Genomic DNA, 15,457 nt, shown 5'->3' on the forward strand with positions numbered 1-15,457 from the left:
GGGCACGCCGGTGAGCAGGCCCGCGGCGAACCGGGTGGCCGCGGCGGCGGCCGCGAACGTGGCGGGCGCCAGGGCGGTGAGGCCGGGGCCCGCCCCCACCTCGTCGGCCAGGAACACGGCACCCCAGCTCTGGTGCGCGTTCTCCACCGCCAGGCCCAGCGCCCCCACGAGCCCGACGACCACGAAGGGGAGCGCGGGTCGCAGCGCGCCCAGCTGGTCCCGGGGCACGCCGTCGCCGGTCGTGCGCGCGCCGGGCGCCGCCGCCTGCGGTCCGTCGCCCAGCCGCAGCACCGCCAGCCCCAGCACGGCCATGGCGGTCCCCGCGACGCAGAAGACGAGGACGACGTCGGCGCCCGCGGCCCGCAGCGCCCCGGTCCCCAGGCTCCCGACCACGACGCAGGACGAGAACACCCCGTGGGCGACGGTGACGACACGTCCGCCGGAGCGCTGCTCGCGCAGGCCCGCCAGGGCGTTCGCCGCGACGTCCGCGGCGCCGGACGTGGCGCCGACCAGGGCCATGGCCAGGCACAGGGTGGCCAGGTCCCTACCGGTGGCGGCCACCACGACGCCCGCGACCGCGAGGGCGACCAGCGCGGCGCCGCCCGCCCGGGCACCCCACCGGTCGACCGCCCGGCCGGTGAGCAGCATCGCCGGCAGCGCCCCCAGGCCGACGAAGAGCAGCGCCGTCCCGAGCGCGGCGTCGTCGAGAGCGGCGGCCGAGCGCAGCGCCGGCAGCGCGGCACCCCAGGTCCCCCAGAACAGGCCGAAGGCGGCGAAGGCCAGGTAGGGCGCGGCGGCCGACGCCTGTGTACCGGTATGCATCTGTGTAACGGTACACGGCTAGCGTGGGCCCGATGAGGACCCGGGTGACGATGCGGCAGGTCGCGGCGGAGGCCGGGGTCGGGCTCATGACCGTCAGCTACACCTACACGCGGCCCCAGCGGGTGGCCGAGGCGACCCGGGCGCGGGTGCTCGAGGCCGCCGAGCGGCTCGGCTACGCCGGGCCGGACCCCGTCGCCCGGTCGTTGCGCAGCGGGTCCACCGGCAACCTCGGCGTGGTGCTGGGCGAGCACCTGACCTACGCCTTCGAGGACCCGCAGGCCGCCCGCTTCCTCGCGGGGGTGTCGAGGGTCTGCGTCGAGGGCCGTCTCGGCCTCGTGCTCATCCCCAGCACGGGCGAGGACGGGGACGTCGACCGGGTGAGGGAGGCCACCGTCGACGGCTTCGTGCTGTGGACCACCGTCGACGACGACCCCGTCCTCGCCGCGGTCGCCGCGACCGGCCGCCCGGCCGCCGTGCAGGGCGGGCCGGCGGTGCCCGGCATCCCCGTCGTCACCGCCGACGACCGGGCGGCCGCGCGGGCCGTCGCCCTCAGCGTGCTCGACGGCGCCCGCTCCCCGCTCGTCCTGTCGCACCCGCTGGACCGCGACCGCTGGGGCGGGCTGCTGCACGGGCCGTCGACCGACGTCCCCTTCCCCGTCACCCGCGCCCGCCTGGCGGGCTACCGCGACGCGGTGGAGGAGAGCGGCCGTGACTGGTCCCGGGTGCCCGTGGCGGTCGTGCCCCGGCACACCCTCGCGCACGGCCGGGACGCGGTCGCCGCGGCGGCGGAGCGGGTCCGCCCCGACGTCGTGCTCTGCATGAGCGACCAGCTCGCCGCCGGCGCGCTCGACGCCCTCGGCGGGGACGTCCGGGTGACCGGCTGGGACGACAGCGACCTGGCGGCCGCGCTCGGCATCACCAGCGTCCGGCAGTCGCTGTTCGACCAGGGGGTCGCGTGCGCTCGCCTGGCCGCGGGCCTCACGACGACGGCGGAGCCCGCCGCCTGGGAGGTCGTCGAGCGCTGAGCCGTCCGGTCGTCGGGCGTGGTCGTCCCGACCGCGCCGGCCGGCAGGGCAGGGGGGCGGGCGGCCCCCGACCACCGGTAGACGGAGGGCCGCCCTGGCCCGCAGGCTCGTGTTCTCGACCGCCGGGTTGCCCGCGGGGTGCCCACCGCGGGGCGACCGAAACGCCCCGGCCGGGAACCGCCCGCCCGACGTCCCCGCCGGCGTCCGTCCGACGCCCGCCCCGTCGGTCAGCGGGCGTACCCGGGCAGGGTCGCCGGGTCGACCATCTCCTGGTCGTGGCGGGCGTACAGGGCCGTCCACTCCTCCTCGGCCAGGGTGCGGCCGTCGGCGGCCACCGCGGCGAGCTCGGCGAAGTAGGTCTCGCGGGGCGCCCCCGGTGCGAACAGCATGAGCATCGACGCCGGCGCGCCGGACACGTTGCGGAAGGCGTGCACCCCGCCGACGGGGACGAAGAGGAAGTCGCCGGGGACACCGTCGGTCCATCCCGTCCCGTCGAACAGGGCCACCGAGCCCTCGAGCACGAAGAAGGCCTCGGACATGCCCCGGTGCAGGTGCGGCCCGGGCCCGCCCGGCCCCGCGGCCATGTCCCAGCGGAAGAGCCCGTACTCCCCGCCGGTCGAGGCCTGGGTCGCCAGGTGGTGCACCGCCCCGCCGGCGGGGAAGCGCAGGTCGGGGCCCCGGGCGCCCGGGCGCAGGACGGCGTCGGCGGTGCCGGGGCCGTGGTGGCGCGGTGGCGGGTACCCGGTGCGGTACCCCTCGGGCCAGGCGGGCCGCCCCGGTCCGGGCGCCTCGTCGGGCGCGGGGTAGCTCACCGGTGACCCGGCCCGGGTGCGGTCGCTGCCATGCCCTCGACGCTACGACGACGGTCCGACGACGACGGGCCGCGCACCGGGCGCCCTGCGGGAGCCGGGGCCGCCGCACCCCCCGTCCCTCAAGGTCGGGGTCCGGCCGGTCGACACCACAGGGACGTGCCGGACGAGCAGAAGGGGGCGCGACGTGTACGGGCTGGTCAACCAGGCGGTCGCCGACCTGGCCCAGACGCTCGGCGGCGCGGCCCTCTGGGACCGCGTCCGCGAGGGCGCCGGGCTGCAGGGCGCCTCGTTCGTGGCCATGGAGCCGTACGACGACGAGGTGACGGGACGGCTCGTCGCCGCCGCCAGCCAGGCCCTCGGCATCCCCGCCGAGGAGGTCCTGCGCGCCTTCGGCCGCCACTGGGTGCTGTTCACCGCCCAGGAGGGCTACGGCGCGCTGCTGTCCGCGATGGGGTCCACGCTGCCGGAGCTGCTCACCAACCTCGACGCCATGCACGCCCGCATCACCTTCACCATGCCGCAGCTCCGACCACCGTCCTTCGGCTGCGAGGAGGTGGGCCCCACCCGCCTGCTGCTGCGCTACCGCTCGCACCGCGAGGGTCTGGCGCCGATGGTGGTCGGCCTGCTCGACGGCCTCGGCGAGCTGCTCGGGGACCCGGTCGACGTCGTGGAGGTCCGCGAGGGCCCCGCCGGCGGCACGGGCACCGGCACCGACGTGACGTTCGTCGTCGACCACGGCGCGGCCGTCGCGAGGGTGCCGGCGTGAGCGGGGGCACCGGTCTCGGCCGGGCCGCGCTGGACGTCGTCTGCCCCTTCCACCTGGTGGTCGACGCCGACGGCGTCCTCGTCCAGGTCGGGCCGTCGCTGACCCGGGCCGCCCCGGCGCTGCGCCCCGGCTGCCGGCTCGCCGACGTGGCCACCGTCGAGAGCCCCGGTGCCGGGCACCTGCCCGGCGCGCCGCCCGGCCTGGTCCCCGGCGGCCTGCTCGTGCTCCGGGTCACCGGGTCGCCCCTGGCGCTGCGCGGCCACGTGGTGTCCGACCGCGGCCAGCAGGTCTTCATCGGCTCGCCGTGGGTGACCGACCTGGCCGAGCTCGCCCCGCTCGGCCTCACCGTGTCCGACTTCGCCGTCTCCGACCCCGTGCTCGACCACCTGCTCCTGCAGCAGGTGCAGCGGCACGCGCTGGCGCAGTCCCGCGAGCTCGCCTCGCGCCTGCAGGCGACCGCCGAGGAGCTGCACCACCGGGCCAGCTACGACGAGCTGACCGGCCTGGCCAACCGCGCCCACGTGACGTCCCTGCTCGCCGGGGAGCTGCCGGTCCTCGCCGCCGGTCCGCGCGTGCCCGGTCCCCGTGCCCCCGCGCCGGCCGAGGTCCCGGTGGCCGTGCTCCTGCTCGACCTCGACGACTTCAAGGACATCAACGGCGGGCTCGGCCACGCCGTCGGCGACGAGGTGCTCCGCCAGGTGGCCGCGCGGCTCGTCGAGGCCGTCCGCTCCGGGGACGCCGTCGCGCGGCTCGGCGGGGACGAGTTCGTCGTGCTGCTGCCCGGCGTCGCGGACGCGGCCGTCGCCGTCGCGGTGGCCGAGAAGCTCATCGACGCCGTCGGTGCACCGCTGCTGGTCCAGGGCAGCTCGCTGTGCGTCGGCGCCACGGTCGGCATCGCCGTCGGGGGCACCGGGCCGGACGGCGGCGATGCCGTGGGCGACGGCGGCGTGCTGCTGCGGCAGGCGGACCTCGCCATGTACCGGGCCAAGCAGACCAGCGCCGGGTGGGCCGTCTTCGGTGCGTTCGAGGACGACCTGGCCGCCGAGCGCGTCGGGCTGGTCGCGGCCCTGCGCCGGGCGCTGTCGCGGGACGAGGTGACCGTGGCCTACCAGCCGGTGGTGGTCCCCGGCACCGGTCGGACCGTCGGGTTCGAGGCGCTGGCCCGCTGGCACGACGCCGAGCGGGGCCAGGTCCCGCCGGACCGCTTCGTCCCCGTCGCCGAGCAGAGCGGTCTCGTCGTCCCCCTCACCCGGGCCGTCCTGCGCCGTGCGGTCACCGACTGCGCCGCGTGGCGGGCCGAGGGCCACGACGTCGACGTGGCGGTCAACCTGTCCGTGCACGCGGTCCGCCGCACCGACGTCCCCGCCATGGTGGCGGAGGAGCTGCGCGCCTCGGGGCTCGACGCCCGGTACCTCACCGTCGAGCTCACCGAGGGTGCGCTCGTCGACGACAGCCCACGACTGGGCCACGCCCTGGCCGCCCTGCGCGCGCTCGGCGTCACGCTGTCCATCGACGACTTCGGCACAGGCTTCTCGTCCATGTCGTACCTCAAGCGCCTCCCCGTCCAGGCGCTCAAGGTCGACCGGTCCTTCGTCCGCGACATCGAGACCGACCCCCGCGACCGCGCCATCGTCGCCACCCTCGTCCAGCTCGCGCACGGCCTCGGGCTGTCCGTCGTGGCCGAGGGGGTCGAGTCCGACGGCGCCCTGCACCTGCTCGCCACCATGGGCTGCGACCTGGCGCAGGGCTACGCGATGTCCCGGCCGATGCCGGGGGACCAGGTACGCGGCTGGCTGCAGCGCGCCCTGGTCGCCGACGCGGTGCCGCTGCCCCGCTGACGGCTCCTCCGTCGGCACCGCTCGTCGGCGCGGGAGCTGACCGCGCGCCGGGCGTCAGGGAGCTGGTCCCGTCGCAGAACCCGGTGGACCCGCCCGGCCCGACCGGCGAGGCTGGCGCCGTGGGACCGCCGATCGACGCCGACCTGGTCCGCCGGCTGGTTGCCGCCCAGCACCCGCGGTGGCGCCACCTGCCCGTGCGCCCGGTCCCGGTGCAGGGGCACGACAACCGCAGCTACCGGCTGGGCGAGGAGCTGATCGTCCGGCTGCCGACCGAGCAGGGCTACGTGCCCGCCGTGGCCAAGGAGCAGCGGTGGCTGCCCCGGCTCGCGCCGCGCCTGCCGTGCCCGGTGCCGCTCCCGGTCGCCGCGGGGGAGCCCGGCGAGGGCTACCCGTTCCCGTGGTCGGTGCTGCGCTGGGTCCCCGGCGAGACCGCGCTGGTGCGACTGCCGGCGGACACCGGCCCGCTGGCGCGCGACCTGGCCGGGTTCGTCCTCGCGCTGCAGGCCTGCCCCGCCGAGGACGGCCCCCTGGCAGGGGCCCACTCCTTCGCCCGGGGCCAGCACCCGTCCGTCTACGACGCCGAGGTGCGCCGCTCGCTTCCGCGGCTGCGCGGGCTGCCGGGGGCGGAGGATCTCGACGTCGACGCCCTGGCCCGGGTCTGGGACGGCGCCCTCGCCACCCGCTGGGACGGCCCGCCGCGGTGGTTCCACGGTGACCTGGCCGCGGGCAACGTCCTGGTCGGGGCCGACGACCGCCTGGCCGGCGTCGTCGACCTCGGCACGTGCGGCGTGGGCGACCCGGCGTGCGACCTCACGGTGGCCTGGACCGTGCTCGACCGGCCCGGGCGCGAGGTGTTCCGCGGCCTCGTGGGCGCCGACGAGGGCACGTGGGAGCGGGGCAGGGCCTGGGTGCTGTGGAAGGCGGCGCTGGTCGCCGCCGAGGAGCCCGGGAGCCGGGCGGTCGCGCTGGAGCTGCTGCGGCTGGTCCTGGTGCTGGACGAGCGGTAGGGGACCGGTCCCGGGCCGGGTGGCCCGGGACCGGTCCCCGGCGCTCAGAAGCCGTACGCCTCGCCCTCGTCGGTGATCAGGGCGTAGCCGGCACCGTCGGGGACGATGCCGTTGACGGTGAGGCCGCTGCCGCCGAGGCTGCCGCGGAAGGCCGCGTCGCCGAAGGTGAACACGCCGCCGTCGCGGGCCACGAGCCAGTAGCCGCCGCCGCTGGGGGTGGGGAGCAGCCCGATGATCGGCTGGTTGAGACGGAGCCCGCCGGTCGAGCCGCGGAACACCGCGTCGCCGTAGGTGAAGATGCCGCCGTCGGAGGCGACCAGCCAGTAGCCGGCGCCGGAGGGCGTGCCGCTCATGCCGACGACCGGACGGTTGAGCCGGATGTTGCCGGTCGAGCCGAAGAACCGGGCGTCGCCGTAGCTGAAGATGCCGCCGTCGGAGGCGACCAGCCAGTAGCCGTCGCCGCTGACCGTGGCGCTCATCCCGACGATGGGGCGGGTGAGGCGCAGGGTGTTCGCGCCGCCGAAGTAGTCGGCGCGGGCGCCGGCGGCGGCCCCGCCGTCGGCGTAGACGGCGCCGCGGGAGGTGACGGCCCAGCCGTTGCGGGTGAGGTCGTCCCCGTTGCAGGCGGTGCTGTTCTCCCACGCCCCGACGATGGCCGTGGTGCCGTCCAGTCCGCCCGGCAGGAAGAAGTAGGCGCTGTCGCCCTCGTCGACCGCGATCGGGATGTAGAGGCGCTCCCCGTCCTCGACCCCGGTGACGACGACACCCGGCTCGGGACGGAGGTCGGCGGCGGAGCGGGAGTCGCCGCCCGCCGGGCAGGAGAGCGGGACCGCGCTGGCGGGGGCGGCGCCGACGGCACCGACGGCGACGGCGGTGAGCAGGCCGGTCGCGCCGGCGGCGAGCACGCGTGCGGCTCGGGTGGTGAGGAAGGTCATCAGTGTCCGTCGCTCCCAGTCAGAGGGCGCCGTCGTGGCGCCGCGGGCCGAGTATCGACGCCGGAGCGTGACCGTGTCCTGGCTTTCGCGTGATCGGGGAACCACGGACGGTGCTCGTCCGTCTCATGGGTGGGGACGGGCACGGATGGATACCCTCGGGACCGGGTGATCACCCCGGTACCGGGCGAGGCTGAGCAGACGGCGGTGGACGCGGCATGAGCACTGACGCGCGGGGGCGCCACGTCCGCGACCCCCGCCACCCCCTCGTGTCCCTGCTGCTGCGCGGGCTCGCCACGGCCCTGGTCGCCGTCCTCGTCGTCGGCGTCACCGCCGGGGCGGTGCTCATGCGCCAGCTCGACGGCAACATCACCAGCGTCGACATCTCCGACCAGCTCGGCGACGACCGGCCCGAGGAGGCCGAGGAGAGCGTCGACTCCCTGACGATCCTCCTGATCGGGTCCGACACCCGTGACCTGGCGGACGCCGAGGAGTTCGGCGGGAACGGCGCGAGCCCGGGCCTGTCGGACACCACGATCGTCCTGCACCTGTCCGCGGAGCGGGACCGGGCGCAACTCATCAGCATCCCCCGCGACTCGATGGTGCAGGTGCCCGACTGCATCCTCGAGGACGGTTCGGTCGCCCCCGGTGGCTTCAAGCAGTTCAACTCCGCCTTCGCGACCGGCGGCGCGGCGTGCGTGCAGCGGACGATCGAGCAGACCACCGGTGTCGTCCCGGACCACTACGCGGTGGTCAACTTCGACGGGTTCCGGGCCATCGTGGACGCCCTCGGCGGTGTCGAGGTGTGCACGGTGGAGCCGATCGACGACCCCGTGTCCGGGCTGGTGCTCCCCGCCGGGACCTCGACGGTGGCCGGTGACCAGGCGCTCGCCTACGTCCGGGCCCGCAAGATCGGGAACGGGTCGGACATCGACCGCATCGGCCGTCAGCAGGCCTTCCTGTCCTCGATGGTGCAGGAGGTGACGAGCACCGGGCTGCTCGCCCGTCCCGACCGCCTCATCGGGGTGCTGGACGCCGGGACCAAGTCCCTGACGACGGACCCGGGCCTGGACAGCGTCACCGCCCTGGCCGGCATCGCCCGGTCCGTGCAGGGCCTGCCCACCGAGGACATCGTGTTCCTGACCATCCCCACCGTCCCGTGGTCGGAGAACGAGAACCGCGTCGTCTGGACCCCAGAGGCCGACCTGGTGTGGGAGGCGGTCCGCAACGACGCCCCGCTGCCCGGCCAGGAGCCGCCGCCCGCCGAGCCCTCCCCGGCGCCCTCGCCCGACCCGCTGACGGTCAGCCCGGACGCGGTCACCGTCGACGTCGCCAACGCCGGCGGGCCCGGGGGCGTCGCGGGCGAGGCCGCTGCCGACCTGCGCACCCAGGGCTTCGTCGTCGGCGCCGTGACGAACGGTACCGAGGACATCACCGGCGTCCGCGTGCTCGTCCCGGCGGGCCAGGACGAGGCCGCCCTCACGGTGGCCGCGGCGTTCCCCGGCGCCGAGGTGGTCCGCGACGACACCGTGGCCACCCTCACCGTGCTGCTCGGCGCCGATGCCCCCCGGGTCGTCGAGGTCCCCAACCGGCTGGGCACCGAGCCGCTGCCGCAGCGGGCCGCGCCGCAGGGCGCGACGCCGAGCATCGACGTCCGCGCCGCCGACGAGGACATCTGCGCCTAGGACCACCCCGTCACGGGATGGGGGCACGCCCGCCGACCCGTTACGCTGGCCCGGCACCTGGAGGCGTCGCCTAGTGGCCTATGGCGCCCGCCTGCTAAGCGGGTTGAGGGTTCAAGCCCTCTCGCGGGTTCAAATCCCGCCGCCTCCGCACCGAGCACCGGCCCGGTGTCCCCCCGTGGGACGCCGGGCCGGTCGCGTCGGGGGGCCTAGGGTCACGGGCATGAGCACCCTGGACGAGGTGGGCGAGCGGGCCGGCTGGCGGTGCTGGCTCTGCGACGAGCCCGTCGACGCCTCGCTGTCCAAGGACGACCCCCGCGGCGCGAGCATCGACAGCATCGCCGCCGCGGTGAAGGGGCGGAAGGCCGCGAAGGGTGAGGAGCGGCTGGCGCACCGGGCGTGCAACACGCGCAAGGGCGCCGTGAAGCCGGTCGTGCCGTGGCCGTCGACGATGTTCCTCGCCGACCCGGCCCCGCTCGTGGGCGTGGTCGAGCGGCTCGGCCGCAAGGGCGGCCGCGAGGTGGTGGCGCGCAGCCCCAGCCGTCAGGACGCCGAGGACGCGGGGACCTGGCTCGTCGACCGGCTGTCCCGGCTGGCCCCGGACCTGCGGGTCGAGACCGCGGTCGAGCCCGGCGGCGGGCAGTTCGTCCTGATGCTGCGGACCGTCTGACGAGTCCGGGCCAGCCCGACCCGCCCCGGCCGTGGCGGCCCGGGCCGGCTCTCACCAGCCCGGTCTGGCTCAGTCCAGCTCGGTCGCCAGCGACGGGTCCCGGTGGTGGGCCAGGCAGCGGTGCAGCTCCTCCTCGGTGACGCGCGACGTCGACAGCGGCGGCAGGTCGACGAGGGCGAACCAGCCGACGCCCAGGGTCTCCAGCGGGTCGGGCTCGCCCTGCTCGAGCACCCGGCAGAGGAAGAACAGCTTGACCACGGCGACGGGTAGCGGCGGGGTGTGGCCGCGGGCGTCGCGGTCCCAGCAGCCGACGAGCCGGAGGACCTCGCCGACCACGCCCGCCTCCTCCTGCAGCTCGCGCAGCACGGCCGTAGTGGGCGTGTCGCCCGGGTCGGCCCAGCCGCCGGGCAGCGACCAGAGGCCGTCGGCCCGCTCGCGCATGAGCAGCACGCGCTCGTCGGCGTCGAAGCAGGCGCCCCGCACGTCGACCTTGGGCGTGGCGTAGCCGGAGTCGCGCCCGAGCTCCAGCGTGAGCTCCTCGGCGTCGCGCCCGGAGACGGCGGCGAGCAGCTCGACCGCCAGCCCGGCGACCTTGCGGTACCGGTCGCTCTCGTAGTCGTTGCCGGCGAACGTCAGCCCGTCCTGGGCGAGGCCGGCCAGCAGGACCGCGGCCCGGCGCACCCGCTCGGCGGCGGCCATCCCGTCGGTGGCCCAGGGCAGGTCGGCGCTCACGGCAGGAGCCGGAGGAACGTCTCGGCGGTGGGGACGGCGACGCGGCTGCCGCTGCCGCCGTCCTCGACGAGGGCGGCGAACGCCAGGTCGCCGCGGAAGCCGACGACCCAGGCGTGGGTGCGGGGCGGCACCTCCTCGCCGTACTCGGCGGTGCCGGTCTTGGCGTGGACGGGGGCGCCGGGGACGTCGAGCAGGGCGTTCGCGCTGCCGTCGGTGACCACGGCCCGCATGAGGTCGCGTACGGTGGCGGCCGCCGCCGGGTCCAGCGGCGCGGGCGCGGCGGAAGGCTCGGGGGCGGGGGTCGTCACGAGGCGGGGCGGCAGCCACGAGCCGCGGGCGATGGTCGCCGTGGCCACCGCCATGGCGGCGGGGCTGGCGAGCACCCGGCCCTGGCCGATCGACGCCGCGGCCTGCTCGACGGGCGACTCCTCCGCCGGGGCGCCGCCGGTGGCCACCGGGGTGCCGACCGACCACTCCGCGCCGATGCCGAGCGTGGCGGCGGCCGCGCCGAGGTCGCCCGGCTCCAGCCGCGACGAGAGCCCGACGAAGGCGGTGTTGCACGAGCGGGCGAAGTCGGTCCGGAACGGCACGTCGCCCAGCGCGAGGTCCTCGACGTTGCCGAACGCCCGTCCTTCGACGGTGGCGGTGCCGGGGCAGGGCACGGTCTCCTCCGGGGTCAGCCCGGTCGGCAGCAGCGCCAGCGTGCTCACGGTCTTGAAGGTCGAGCCCGGCGGGTAGGTCCCGGTGAGGGCCCGGTCGGTGCCGCTGGCGGGGGTGTTGGCGACGGCGACGACGTCCCCGGTCGGGATGTCGACGGCGACGAGGGCCGCGTTGCCGTTGCCCTCGGGCACGGCGGCCAGCGCCTGGTCCGCGGCGACCTGCACCCGCTCGTCCAGCGTGGTCGCCAGGTCGGCGCCCGGCACGGGCTCCTGGGTGAAGAGCCCGGTGGACTGCTCGCCGACCTGGCTGACGACGCTGAAGCCGGCCTGCCCGGCCAGGTGCTCGTCGTAGGCGCGCTGCAGGCCGGACAGCCCGGTGGTGTCCCCGGGCTGCACCCGGCCCTCGGACGCCTCGACGAGCTCCGCCGTCGCGGGACCGCTGCGGCCCAGCGTCGCGCGGGCGAACGCCGTGGTCGGCGGCAGCGGCTGCAGGCCCTCGCGGAACACCACGCCGGTCTGCGCGCGGACGGTGTCGCGGACCGGGTCGTACTGCTCGCGCCGCAGCGTGATGACGGGGACGAACTCCTCCGGCCCGGCGGCCTGGACCCGCTCGACCAGCGAGGCGGCGTCGATCCCCAGCGTGCCCGCGAAGGTGGCGGCGACCCCGGGCAGGTCGACGACCGCGTCCGGGCGGAGCCCGATCTCCACGACGGCGCGGTCGACGACGAGCGGGCTGCCGTCGCGGCCGAGCACGGTCCCGCGGGTCGAGGGCACCCGCTGGGACGCCAGCACGGCCCCGTCCCCGAGCGACGGGTGGACGGTGGTGGGCAGGAGCTCCGCCTCCCACACCCCGCCAGAGGTGTCGAACGCCCCGCGGACGCTGCCGACCTCGGTCTCGCCGACCTCCCGGGCGGTCACCGTGGTGTCGTAGGACCAGCCGTCGGCACCGAAGGGCCACCGGACCTCCAGCGACCCGGTCGCGGTGGCGCCGTCGCGCTCGACCTCCGCGACGGCGACCTGCTCGGGCCAGGCCGGTCCGTCCGCCGCGCCGGCGAGCGAGGCGACCCCGGTGGTCAGGGCGGTGTAGTCGACGCCGTCGCCGAAGGCCTCGAGCGCGCCGAGGTCCTGGCCCTGCCAGGCGGCGGCCAGCTCCTCGACCGCCTGCCGGGCGGCGGCGTCCCTGTTCTCCTCCCGCTGCTGCGGCACGACGGCGACGACGTACGCCGCGACCGCCCCTCCCGCCAGCACGACGAGCACCCCGACGACCCACCAGACCCAGCGCCGTGTCCCCTGCACCCGCGCGACTCTGCCACGGGGGGTGGACACGACGGCGCCAGGTCAGCTCACCCCGTGCGGGCGTCCCCCGCGGTCCCGAGCGCGGCGAGGGCGTCGCCGTCGAGCCGCCACGTCGTCCACTCGTCCTGGGTCGCGGCGCCGAGGGCCCGGTAGAACCCCTGGGCAGGGGTGTTCCAGTCCAGCACCGACCACTCCAGACGGGTCCACCCACGACGGACGCACTCCGCCGCCAGGGCCTGCAGCAGGGCGCGTCCCACCCCCTGGCCACGGGCTGCCTCGTCGACCACCAGGTCCTCCAGCCAGATGCCGTGCCGCCCCCGCCAGGTGGAGAAGCTGACGAACCACACTGCCGTGCCGACGACCGCCCCCTCGTGCTCCGCGACCAGGCAGTGCACGAGGGGGTGGGGGGCGAACAGGGCCGCGACCAGGTCGTCCGCGCTCGCCTCGACAGCGTCGGGCTCGCGCTCGTACGCGGCGAGGGCACGCACCAGGCGGTGGACGGCGGGGATGTCGTCGGGGCGGGCGGGCCGCACGGTCGGGCTCATCCGCGCAGTGTGCCCACCCGGCGGCGCCCCGCCGGCACGGGCTGCACCGGCTCAGCCGACCAGCCGCGAGCGGAGCACCTCCAGCTCCTGCCGCAGGGTCGAGGGCAGGGTCGTGCCCAGGGAGTCGAACCACTCCTGCAGCCGGGGGAGCTCCCGCGCCCACTCGTCGTGGTCGACACGCAGGGCGGCGGCCATCGTCTCCTCGTCGATGTCGAGGCCCGTGGTGTCGATGCCGCCGTAGGTCGGCACGCGCCCGACGGCGGTGTCCCGGGCCGCCGCGCGCCCCTCGAGGCGGTCGACGACCCACTTGAGCACGCGGCCGTTCTCGCCGAAGCCGGGCCAGAGGAACGGCCCGTCGCCGGTGGCCCCGGCCCGGCGGAACCAGTTGACGTAGAAGACCCGGGGCAGCCGGGAGGCGTCGGCGCCCTTGCCCATGTCCAACCAGTGGCCCATGTAGTCGCCCGCGTCGTAGCCGATGAACGGGAGCATGGCCATCGGGTCGCGCCGGACGACGCCGGTCTGCCCGGTCGAGGCGGCGGTCGTCTCGCTCGACAGCGTCGCGCCCATGAAGACGCCGTGCGCCCAGTCCCGCGCCTCGGTGACCAGCGGGACGGTGGTGCGGCGGCGGCCACCGAAGAGGATCGCCGAGATGGGGACGCCGCGCGGGTCGTCGTACTCGGGCGCCAGCACCGGGCACTGCGCGATGGGCGTGCAGAACCGGCTGTTGGGGTGCGAGCTCGGCCCGTCGCTGTCCGGGGTCCAGCTCTCGCCGTGCCAGTCGGTGAGGTGCGCCGGCGGCTCGTCGGTCATCCCCTCCCACCACACGTCGCCGTCGTCGGTGAGGGCGACGTTGGTGAACAGCGAGTGCCCCTGCGCGATGGTCCGCATGGCGTTGGGGTTGGTGTCCCAGCCGGTGCCGGGCGCGACGCCGAACAGGCCCGCCTCGGGGTTGCTCGCCCAGAGCCGGCCGTCGTCACCGAAGCGCAGCCACGCGATGTCGTCGCCCAGGGTCTGCACGGTCCAGCCCGGGAGGGTGGGCTCGAGCATGGCGAGGTTGGTCTTGCCGCACGCGCTGGGGAACGCCGCTGCGATGTAGTGGGTCTCCTGCTGCGGGCTCGTCAGCTTGAGGATGAGCATGTGCTCGGCGAGCCAGCCCTCGTCGCGCGCCATGGCCGAGGCGATGCGCAGCGCGTAGCACTTCTTGCCGAGCAGGGCGTTGCCGCCGTAGCCGGACCCGAACGACCAGACCGCCCGCTCCTCGGGGAACTGGACGATGTACTTGGTGGGGTTGCTGGGCCACGGGACGTCCTCGACGCCGTCGGCCAGCGGCATCCCGACCGAGTGCAGGCACGGCACGTAGCGCGCCTGGGTGCGCTCGAGGGCGTCGAGAACCTCGGTGCCCGAGCGGGTCATGATCCCCATCGACGCGACGACGTAGGCGGAGTCGGTGAGCTCGACGCCGAACATCGGGTGCTCGGCGTCGAGGCTGCCCATGACGAACGGGACGACGTACAGGGTCCTGCCGGTCATGCAGCCGCGGAACAGGTCGGTGAGGACGGCCTTCATCTCGTCCGGGGCCATCCAGTTGTTCGTCGGCCCGGCGTCCTTCTCCTCGACCGAGCAGATGAACGTGCGGTCCTCGACCCGGGCGACGTCGGTGGGGTCGGACCAGGCGAGGAAGCTGTCGGGCTTCGCCGTCAGGCGGGTGAGGGTGCGGGACCCGACGAGGGCGTCGGTGAGCGCGGCCCGCTCGGCCTCGCTGCCCTCGCAGACGTGGACGGCGTCGGGGGTGGTGAGGACGACGACTTCCTCGATCCAGGCCTGGAGCTCGCGGTGCGTGGTCCACCGGGGTGCGGCGGGTCCGGACGTCACGGGGGTGGGTGCCGTCGGGGTGTCTGTGCTCATCGGTCTCGTCCTCCTCGTGGGGGGCCGACGGGGGTCGTCGGACCGGGTGCGCCGACGCTAGGGCGCCCCGGAGGGCCCTGACCGGGTCCCGTGACCGCCGTCACGGTGAGCGACATCACGCAGCCGGCCCGACGAATGCGCAGGTGGGAGGCCTGTCGGGCCGTCCGAGCGAGACCGTGCGGCTCAGGCCTTGCGGGCCAGGACGTGCAGCGTGTGGCCCCGCGACAGGACGGTGTCGTCGAGCAGCTCGAAGCCCATGGCGCGGTAGACCGGCACGTTCTGCGCGCGGTGGGTCACCAGGACGAGGCGGTGCAGGCCGGCGGCGCGGGCGTCGTCCCGGGCGGCCTGCACGAGCCTCCGGCCGAGGCCATGCCCCTGCGAGCCGGGGTGGACGCCGAGCAGCCACAGGTAGGCGTCGTCGGCGGTGACGTGCCGGGCGACGTGGGTGTCGGTGGCCGCCGCGTCGCGTACCACCCGGAGCAGCCGTCGGGGCCCGAGAGCCGGCAGCAGCCGCCATGACCCGGTCCCCAGCACGCGCCCGAGGCCGCCCGAGCGGCGTCCCCCGCGCACCCAGGCCGCGACGCCGCTGGGCCTGGCCGGGTCGCCGCTGAGGAGCAACCCGCCGTCGTGCGCGGCCGCGTCCACCGGGACCCGGACGAGCAGCCGGCGGGCCCCGGGCCCCGCACCGACCCCGACGGCGGTCGGGTCGTCGGCGAAGGCGGCGGCCAGCGTGCGGGCGGCGGCGTCGCCGACCCCCGGGGGCAGC

General features: G+C 76.3%; 14 protein-coding genes and 1 tRNA gene. 7 read left to right on the top strand and 8 right to left on the bottom strand.

The features are described from left to right. The coding region (locus WCS02_RS09755) for an MFS transporter (protein WP_340292493.1) at nt 1-822 on the bottom strand (822 nt) is incomplete at its 3' end. A 32-nt stretch (nt 823-854) separates the two neighbouring features. Here WCS02_RS09755 and WCS02_RS09760 point away from each other — a divergent pair. Next, nucleotides 855-1,847: a LacI family DNA-binding transcriptional regulator gene (locus WCS02_RS09760; protein ID WP_340292495.1), complete on the top strand. Its 993-nt coding sequence runs from the start codon at nt 855-857 to the stop codon at nt 1,845-1,847. 227 nt (nt 1,848-2,074) lie between these two features. Here WCS02_RS09760 and WCS02_RS09765 read toward each other — a convergent pair whose 3' ends face one another. Beyond that, on the bottom strand, nt 2,075-2,659 hold the full coding sequence (locus WCS02_RS09765) for a cupin domain-containing protein (RefSeq protein WP_340292498.1): 585 nt from the start codon (nt 2,657-2,659) through the stop codon (nt 2,075-2,077). A 184-nt stretch (nt 2,660-2,843) separates the two neighbouring features. On the opposite strand from WCS02_RS09765, the gene WCS02_RS09770 reads away from it, so the two are divergent. The 3 genes from WCS02_RS09770 to WCS02_RS09780 all read left to right on the top strand — a co-directional run bounded on the left by WCS02_RS09770 (nt 2,844) and on the right by WCS02_RS09780 (nt 6,270). Beyond that, on the top strand, nt 2,844-3,425 hold the full coding sequence (locus WCS02_RS09770) for a heme NO-binding domain-containing protein (protein ID WP_340292501.1): 582 nt from the start codon (nt 2,844-2,846) through the stop codon (nt 3,423-3,425). Beyond that, nucleotides 3,422-5,263: a putative bifunctional diguanylate cyclase/phosphodiesterase gene (locus WCS02_RS09775; RefSeq protein WP_340292503.1), complete on the top strand. Its 1,842-nt coding sequence runs from the start codon at nt 3,422-3,424 to the stop codon at nt 5,261-5,263. Before WCS02_RS09770 ends, WCS02_RS09775 begins: the two co-directional genes overlap by 4 nt. Nucleotides 5,264-5,382: 119 nt before the next feature. Continuing rightward, nucleotides 5,383-6,270 (top strand): aminoglycoside phosphotransferase family protein, encoded by an 888-nt coding sequence (locus WCS02_RS09780; protein ID WP_340292505.1) that lies wholly within the window; start codon nt 5,383-5,385, stop codon nt 6,268-6,270. 44 nt (nt 6,271-6,314) lie between these two features. On the opposite strand, the gene WCS02_RS09785 is transcribed toward WCS02_RS09780, so the two are convergent. Further along, entirely contained in the window at nt 6,315-7,205 is an 891-nt protein-coding gene (locus WCS02_RS09785) for a hypothetical protein (protein ID WP_340292507.1), read from the bottom strand. A gap of 215 nt (nt 7,206-7,420) precedes the next feature. On the opposite strand from WCS02_RS09785, the gene WCS02_RS09790 reads away from it, so the two are divergent. From WCS02_RS09790 to WCS02_RS09800, 3 genes are all read left to right on the top strand, one after another. Beyond that, nucleotides 7,421-8,887, top strand: a complete 1,467-nt coding sequence (locus tag WCS02_RS09790) for an LCP family protein (protein ID WP_340292509.1) — start codon at nt 7,421-7,423, stop codon at nt 8,885-8,887. Nucleotides 8,888-8,946: 59 nt separating this feature from the next. After that, nucleotides 8,947-9,035: transfer RNA gene (locus WCS02_RS09795), tRNA-Ser, on the top strand. Between the two features lie 72 nt (nt 9,036-9,107). Beyond that, nucleotides 9,108-9,554, top strand: coding sequence for a hypothetical protein (locus WCS02_RS09800; RefSeq protein WP_340292511.1), 447 nt, complete (start codon nt 9,108-9,110; stop codon nt 9,552-9,554). Nucleotides 9,555-9,623: 69 nt separating this feature from the next. Here WCS02_RS09800 and WCS02_RS09805 read toward each other — a convergent pair whose 3' ends face one another. From WCS02_RS09805 to WCS02_RS09825, 5 genes are all read right to left on the bottom strand, one after another. Continuing rightward, nucleotides 9,624-10,286, bottom strand: a complete 663-nt coding sequence (locus WCS02_RS09805) for an NUDIX hydrolase N-terminal domain-containing protein (RefSeq protein ID WP_340292513.1) — start codon at nt 10,284-10,286, stop codon at nt 9,624-9,626. Next, on the bottom strand, nt 10,283-12,241 hold the full coding sequence (locus WCS02_RS09810; protein ID WP_340292515.1) for a penicillin-binding transpeptidase domain-containing protein: 1,959 nt from the start codon (nt 12,239-12,241) through the stop codon (nt 10,283-10,285). Before WCS02_RS09810 ends, WCS02_RS09805 begins: the two co-directional genes overlap by 4 nt. Nucleotides 12,242-12,288: 47 nt before the next feature. Then, a complete protein-coding gene (locus tag WCS02_RS09815) occupies nt 12,289-12,786 on the bottom strand; it encodes a GNAT family N-acetyltransferase (protein WP_340292517.1) in 498 nt (165 codons plus the stop codon). Nucleotides 12,787-12,837: 51 nt separating this feature from the next. Then, entirely contained in the window at nt 12,838-14,691 is a 1,854-nt protein-coding gene (locus WCS02_RS09820) for a phosphoenolpyruvate carboxykinase (GTP) (protein ID WP_340292520.1), read from the bottom strand. 183 nt (nt 14,692-14,874) lie between these two features. Further along, nucleotides 14,875-15,457, bottom strand: a 583-nt coding sequence (locus WCS02_RS09825) for a GNAT family N-acetyltransferase (protein ID WP_340292522.1), incomplete at its 5' end; no start/stop codon positions are given.

Origin of the sequence: Aquipuribacter hungaricus, assembly GCF_037860755.1 — a bacterium.
GTDB classification, from domain to species: domain Bacteria; phylum Actinomycetota; class Actinomycetes; order Actinomycetales; family JBBAYJ01; genus Aquipuribacter; species Aquipuribacter hungaricus.

Coding starts and splice junctions, on each gene's coding strand:
- WCS02_RS09760 (WP_340292495.1), top strand. CDS start 855: ATGAGGACCCGGGTGACGATGCGGCAGGTCGCGGCGGAGGCCGGGGTC.
- WCS02_RS09785 (WP_340292507.1), bottom strand. CDS start 7,205: ATGACCTTCCTCACCACCCGAGCCGCACGCGTGCTCGCCGCCGGCGCG.
- WCS02_RS09790 (WP_340292509.1), top strand. CDS start 7,421: ATGAGCACTGACGCGCGGGGGCGCCACGTCCGCGACCCCCGCCACCCC.
- WCS02_RS09800 (WP_340292511.1), top strand. CDS start 9,108: ATGAGCACCCTGGACGAGGTGGGCGAGCGGGCCGGCTGGCGGTGCTGG.
- WCS02_RS09815 (WP_340292517.1), bottom strand. CDS start 12,786: ATGAGCCCGACCGTGCGGCCCGCCCGCCCCGACGACATCCCCGCCGTC.
- WCS02_RS09820 (WP_340292520.1), bottom strand. CDS start 14,691: ATGAGCACAGACACCCCGACGGCACCCACCCCCGTGACGTCCGGACCC.